5 protein-coding genes are annotated in these 3,556 nt (G+C 59.8%); all 5 read left to right on the plus strand.

All coding sequences use genetic code 11. From position 1 onward, the window contains the following. Window positions 1-140 precede the first annotated feature (140 nt). Complete coding sequence (locus ACH2EH_RS17390; RefSeq protein WP_395143559.1) at window positions 141-434, plus strand: hypothetical protein; 294 nt, start codon at window positions 141-143, stop codon at window positions 432-434. Between the two features lie 164 nt (window positions 435-598). After that, on the plus strand, window positions 599-1,657 hold the full coding sequence (gene ilvC, locus ACH2EH_RS17395; RefSeq protein WP_394794730.1) for a ketol-acid reductoisomerase: 1,059 nt from the start codon (window positions 599-601) through the stop codon (window positions 1,655-1,657). A gap of 8 nt (window positions 1,658-1,665) precedes the next feature. Beyond that, complete coding sequence (locus ACH2EH_RS17400) at window positions 1,666-1,881, plus strand: hypothetical protein (protein ID WP_395143561.1); 216 nt, start codon at window positions 1,666-1,668, stop codon at window positions 1,879-1,881. Between the two features lie 23 nt (window positions 1,882-1,904). Next, window positions 1,905-2,528 (plus strand): vancomycin high temperature exclusion protein, encoded by a 624-nt coding sequence (locus ACH2EH_RS17405; protein WP_395143563.1) that lies wholly within the window; start codon window positions 1,905-1,907, stop codon window positions 2,526-2,528. Window positions 2,529-2,538: 10 nt separating this feature from the next. Further along, window positions 2,539-3,556: 2-isopropylmalate synthase (locus tag ACH2EH_RS17410; protein ID WP_395143565.1), on the plus strand; the 1,018-nt coding region annotated here is incomplete at its 3' end.

Raw genomic sequence — 3,556 nt, forward strand, 5'->3', positions numbered from 1 at the left:
CTGGATCGTCCCAAACCAGATGAGGAAGGCGGCGATCCAGACGCCCCCGTCCCTGCGCCCCTTCTGCCACGAACACCCGTCCTCGCAGGCGGCAACGCTCGGCGGCTTGAAGACACGGTCACGGAATCGGAGAGCGAGAAATGACCGAGGAAATCGTGCCGTCCATGGCATCACTCGTCTCACGGTTCACGCAGCGGGAGCGCGTCTACCCGGACGACCCGCGTCTTTTACGTGCCTATGATCCAGAAAACCGTCCCTGCGTTATCGTCGCCGACCCGAGCGAGCCGATCCATGTCGCTCGCTTCGACTCCGAGGCTGAGCGCGATGCCTGGCTTGAAGAAGTGAAAGCCTCAGCGATCCAAAAGCAACGGCGACGTACAGAGAGCGGCGGCGGAAGCGCTGCCCCAGCAATCGTCGCAATAGGCGGGGCCTGAAAGTCCCCGCCTAAGACCGCGAAAGCGCGAAGCGGGCCGAGCCCGCAGGAGTTAGGCAGCCCGCCCGAATCAACGCGACCTCGGGCCGCTTGTGACGAAATCACGCCCAGCCAGGGACTTTCAGGCCTTGGCTGACAATTTAACCAGAAAGAAAAAGAATAACTATGCCTGTTACGATTTACTACGACGCCGATGCGTCGTTTGATGTGTTGGTGGGAAAGACCCTGGCGGTCATTGGCTACGGCTCACAAGGGCACGCACATGCGCTGAACCTGAAGGAGTCCGGGATGAAGGTAATTATTGGCCTGCGACCGGGCAAGAGCTGGGATAAAGCCGTCGCGGATGGCTTTGAGGTTTTGACCGTCGCCGAGGCGTCTAAGAAGGCCGATGTGATCATGATCCTGGTGAACGATGAGTTCCAGGGGGATCTCTACAACGCCGAGATCAAGCCGCATCTGACGGCGGGTAAGGCGATTGCGTTTGGCCACGGCTTCAATATTCACTTTGGGCAGATCGTGCCCCCGACCGACGTGGACGTGTTTATGTGCGCCCCCAAAGGCCCCGGCCATCTCGTGCGCCGCGTCTTCACCGAAGGCGCGGGCGTGCCGTGTCTGATCGCGATTCACCAGGACGCGACAGGCTTGGCAAAAGCCCGTGCGCTGGCGTGGGCCAAGGGCGTGGGCGGAACCCGTGCCGGCGTGCTGGAAACGTCGTTCAAGGAAGAGACCGAGACCGATCTCTTTGGCGAGCAAGTGGTGCTCTGCGGCGGCGCGACAGCGCTCGTAAAAGCCGGGTTTGAGACGCTGGTCGAGGCGGGCTACCAGCCGGAAATCGCCTACTTCGAGTGCCTCCACGAGCTGAAGCTCATCGTGGACCTGATGTACGAGTCTGGGATTGCGGGGATGCGCTACTCGATCTCGGACACCGCCCAGTTTGGCGACATGACCCGTGGCCCACGCATCGTCGGCTCCGAGACCAAGGCCGAGATGAAGCGGATTCTCGATGAGATCCAGACCGGACAGTTTGCCAAAGAGTGGATTTTAGAGAATAAAGCCAATCGCCCGAGTTTCAATGCCCTGGCAAAGCGCGATAATGATCATCTCATTGAAGTTGTCGGGCGTGAGCTTCGGGGTATGATGAGCTGGATGAAGAAGCCTGCCACCGCCACCACGCAGACCGAGGTGCCCGTGCAGCAGAGCGTTCAGAGCAAGATCGAGCTCTAAAATAAACCATGAGTGACGCCAGCGGGGGAAAGAGAGCCCCGGATACTCAAGAGCTTCCGGCCCGTGCGGACCGGGACCGCTTCCCCACGCTGGCGTCAAAGATCAGCGATGTGGACAAGACCTGCCTGGGGTGCCTGGCAGGAGTCGGTATTATCGTCGTCACCGTATTACTATGGGCATTAGTCTGGTATCTGCGCACCCCCGAGGTGCAGCAAAGACACTAAAAAAGCGAGCGGTACGGCGCGTCATGGCCGTACTGGCGCTTCTGCTCACCCTGCCGCTGGTTCTGATTATCGCCTGCCAGCTCATCGTGCTCGGAGGCGCATCGGGGCGTCATTTTGACGCGCTGGCGGCGCTTCCAACAAACCATGTGGGCCTCGTGCTAGGGACGAATAAGTTTATTGCTCGGGGGCGGCACAACGCCTACTACACTCAGAGAATCACCGCCGCCGCGAAGCTCTACAAAGCGGGAAAGGTGACGGCTCTTTTGGTCTCTGGTGACAACCGGCGGAGCGATTACAATGAGCCCCTCACGATGAAACGGGATTTGATTGCTGCAGGAGTGCCCAAAAACAAGATCATCTGCGACTACGCGGGCTTTCGGACACTCGACTCGCTGGTTCGAGCAAAAGAGGTTTTTGGACAGAGCAAGCTGACCATTATCTCGCAACGTTTTCACAACGAGCGGGCGCTCTTTCTGGCTCATGCAAACGAAATAGAGGCTGTGGCCTTCGATGCAGGCACGGGCGACTTTCCACAGGGAAAAACCGCCCGGCGCGAGATTCTCGCTCGGGCGCAGGCAGTACTAGATGCCTGGGTACTGCGCACTCGCCCAAAGTTTTTAGGGGAGCGTATCTCCATCGGCGAATAAGAAAGATTTTATGAGCAATCGAGTCTATATTTTTGATACCACGCTCCGCGATGGCGAGCAGTCGCCGGGGGCCGCACTCAACGTCGAGGAGAAGCTGGAGATCGCCCGGCAGCTTGAGCGCCTCGGGGTGGATATTATCGAGGCGGGTTTTCCGATCTCGTCGCCTGGGGATTTTGATGCCGTCCAGCGCATTGCCAAGCAAGTGCAGAGCGCGACCGTGTGCGGGCTGACACGCGCGGTTCGCAAGGACATTGATGTGGCCTGGGATGCGCTTAAATCGGCCAAGCGCCCCCGGATTCATACGGGTCTGGGGGTCTCGGACAACCACTTAAAACACAAGCTACGCAAGAGCCGTGATGAGGCCCTGGAGATGGGGGTCAGCGCCGTGGCCTACGCAAAATCCCTCGGGTGCGAGGACATTGAGTACTTCACAGAAGATGCCGGACGCGCTGATCCCGACTACCTCTGCCGCGTGGTCGAGGCGGTCATCAATGCCGGGGCGACCGTGATCAACGTGCCCGATACCACGGGTTATGCCACACCCGAGGAGTACGGCGCGATCTTCAAGATGTTGCTGGAGCGCGTCCCCAACGCCGACAAAGCGATCTTCTCCGCACACTGTCACGACGATCTCGGGCTGGCCGTCGCCAACTCGCTCGCCGCCGCGCACAACGGCGCACGGCAGATCGAGTGCACGATCAACGGGATTGGGGAGCGGGCGGGAAACACTAGCCTGGAAGAAGTCGTGATGGCGCTCAAGACCCGCCGCGACTACTACGGCCTCGAAACGGGGATCACTACCCGTGAGCTTTTCAAGACCAGCCGCCTCGTGAGCAACCGCACGGGGATTTTGGTGCAGCCCAACAAGGCCATTGTCGGGGCCAATGCCTTTGCCCACAGCTCGGGAATCCACCAAGACGGTATCCTCAAAGAGCGCACCACTTACGAGATCATGGACCCCGCCGATGTGGGCATCAGCGAGAGCAAGATCATTCTCTCTCCGCGCTCGGGCCGCGCTGCACTCAAGC

Origin of the sequence: Armatimonas sp. (assembly GCF_043760365.1) — a bacterium.
Taxonomy (GTDB): Bacteria; Armatimonadota; Armatimonadia; order Armatimonadales; family Armatimonadaceae; genus Armatimonas.

Bases quoted from the DNA above. Each gene is read 5' to 3' on its own strand.
- ACH2EH_RS17390 (WP_395143559.1), top strand. From the start codon at position 141: ATGACCGAGGAAATCGTGCCGTCCATGGCATCACTCGTCTCACGGTTC.
- ilvC (WP_394794730.1), top strand. From the start codon at position 599: ATGCCTGTTACGATTTACTACGACGCCGATGCGTCGTTTGATGTGTTG.
- ACH2EH_RS17400 (WP_395143561.1), top strand. From the start codon at position 1,666: ATGAGTGACGCCAGCGGGGGAAAGAGAGCCCCGGATACTCAAGAGCTT.
- ACH2EH_RS17405 (WP_395143563.1), top strand. From the start codon at position 1,905: ATGGCCGTACTGGCGCTTCTGCTCACCCTGCCGCTGGTTCTGATTATC.